This window comes from Kluyvera sichuanensis (assembly GCF_014218705.1).
In the GTDB taxonomy this organism is placed as follows: Bacteria; Pseudomonadota; Gammaproteobacteria; order Enterobacterales; family Enterobacteriaceae; genus Kluyvera; species Kluyvera sichuanensis.
In genome coordinates, this window is the sequence record NZ_JABBJF010000070.1 from 1 (window position 1) to 1,590 (window position 1,590).

The following is a 1,590-nucleotide window of genomic DNA, read 5'->3' on the forward strand; positions in this document are numbered from 1 at the left end:
GGACGGAAGTCGCTGTCGTTCTCAAAATCGGTGGAGCTGCATGACAAAGTCATCGGGCATTATCTGAACATAAAACACTATCAATAAGTTGGAGTTATTACCATGATAATAGTGTCTCGTTGTGTCTGGATAAGCGGATATAACGGCGTTCACCGGTATTTCTTTAATTAAAAAAATGATGTGTATGACTGATTTGTCTTGTGATAAATATCCTTAACAGACGGCGAGCTCGTCCGCCCATTTTGTTGCGGCCTGCATGGTTTCTATAACAGTGAACTCGCTGATATTGAGGGTATTACATATTTTCGCGGTTTCCTCCCAGTTAAGTTTCTCATAACATAACGACAGGGTCAGTATGTCAAAAAGTTCACCTTTATGTTCACAAAGCGCGGCAGTTACGTTTTGCGGGATTGAAATCTGTTTAATTAAATCGTCCATGGGGAGTTCAAGAATGACATCCAGCAATGAAAACAGACCGCATATAAATGCGTTATAGGATAATGAAACATTATTTATTTTTTCGGCAATTAATTCGCAGAATTTTCCGCGAACCATGCTCAGATGATAAAGTTCACTGATGCCGGAACGCCCCATATTTGAAAGGGCGGCCACCGCAACAAACCGCCGGAGTTCTTTGCCCCCCATATACATCAGCATTTCTTTCAGGGTAAGATTGTCCGCCTGAATTATGCCATGTGATTTAAACAGCATGTTTCTGACGTAGCGCATGATTTTATATGACAGCGTCAGATCGGTTTTAAGCAGACGTTCGACCGCGGCAAAGTCCGGGTTTTCCCTGTTCACCTCCATCATCAGCCTGGAGAGTGGCAGGGGGTTCTGGGAAAGGCATTTATTTCTGAGGATTTCCGGGCGACTGAAGAAAAATCCCTGGAAAAGCGCGAAACCCGCCCGGCTGTAAAGCTCAAACTCGTCCCTTGTTTCCACTTTTTCAGCAAGGAATTTTATGCCCTGCAGAAGCTGACTTTTTCTGTGGATATATTGCCGGATATCTTCATAGTCATTGTCTCTGACATCAAATTTGATGACAGAAATATACTGCATAAAGCGGTCCCATTCATCATCCATCGTGAAATCATCGAGCGCAAGCTGGTAACCCCTGTCGTGCATATCCTTTACGGCACAGAAAAGCGCATCATCCGGGACTGCATTTTCCAGAATTTCGATGACCACTTTTTCATTCGGCAGCGTATCGCCCAGTCCGTTAATGATCATCTGGTGCGGCACATTAATAAAAGAACTGTGATTGTTGGCTATACGGGGAACAGGGATGCATAAAAACTGGTCAGAAATCATTCTGGACGTGGCGTATTCTGGTGAAACATCGGGAAAGGCATTGTTCATTCCGTCTCTGAAAAGCAGCTCATAAGCGACGGTCTGCATTTTTGTGTCAAAAATAGGCTGGCGTGCGATAAATGAATACATATTCCCGGTCCCCAGGTCAGCGTTATAATTTTTAGAAATGTAACCTTTCTATGGCACTGTTGCAAAGTTAGCGATGAGGCAGCCTTTTGTCTTATTCAAAGGCCTTACATTTCAAAAACTCTGCTTACCAGGCGCATTTCGCCCAGG

2 protein-coding genes are annotated in these 1,590 nt (G+C 43.9%); one reads left to right on the forward strand and one right to left on the reverse strand.

What is annotated here, in order from left to right; all coding sequences use genetic code 11:
- A partial coding sequence (locus tag HII27_RS26745) for an IS1 family transposase (RefSeq protein ID WP_019725062.1) occupies nt 1-87 on the forward strand: 87 nt, incomplete at its 5' end.
- Between the two features lie 126 nt (nt 88-213).
- Here HII27_RS26745 and HII27_RS26750 read toward each other — a convergent pair.
- Nucleotides 214-1,443 (reverse strand): EAL and HDOD domain-containing protein, encoded by a 1,230-nt coding sequence (locus HII27_RS26750; RefSeq protein ID WP_000286799.1) that lies wholly within the window; start codon nt 1,441-1,443, stop codon nt 214-216.
- Nucleotides 1,444-1,590: the final 147 nt, after the last annotated feature.

Bases quoted from the DNA above. Each gene is read 5' to 3' on its own strand.
- HII27_RS26750 (WP_000286799.1), bottom strand. From the start codon at position 1,443: ATGTATTCATTTATCGCACGCCAGCCTATTTTTGACACAAAAATGCAG.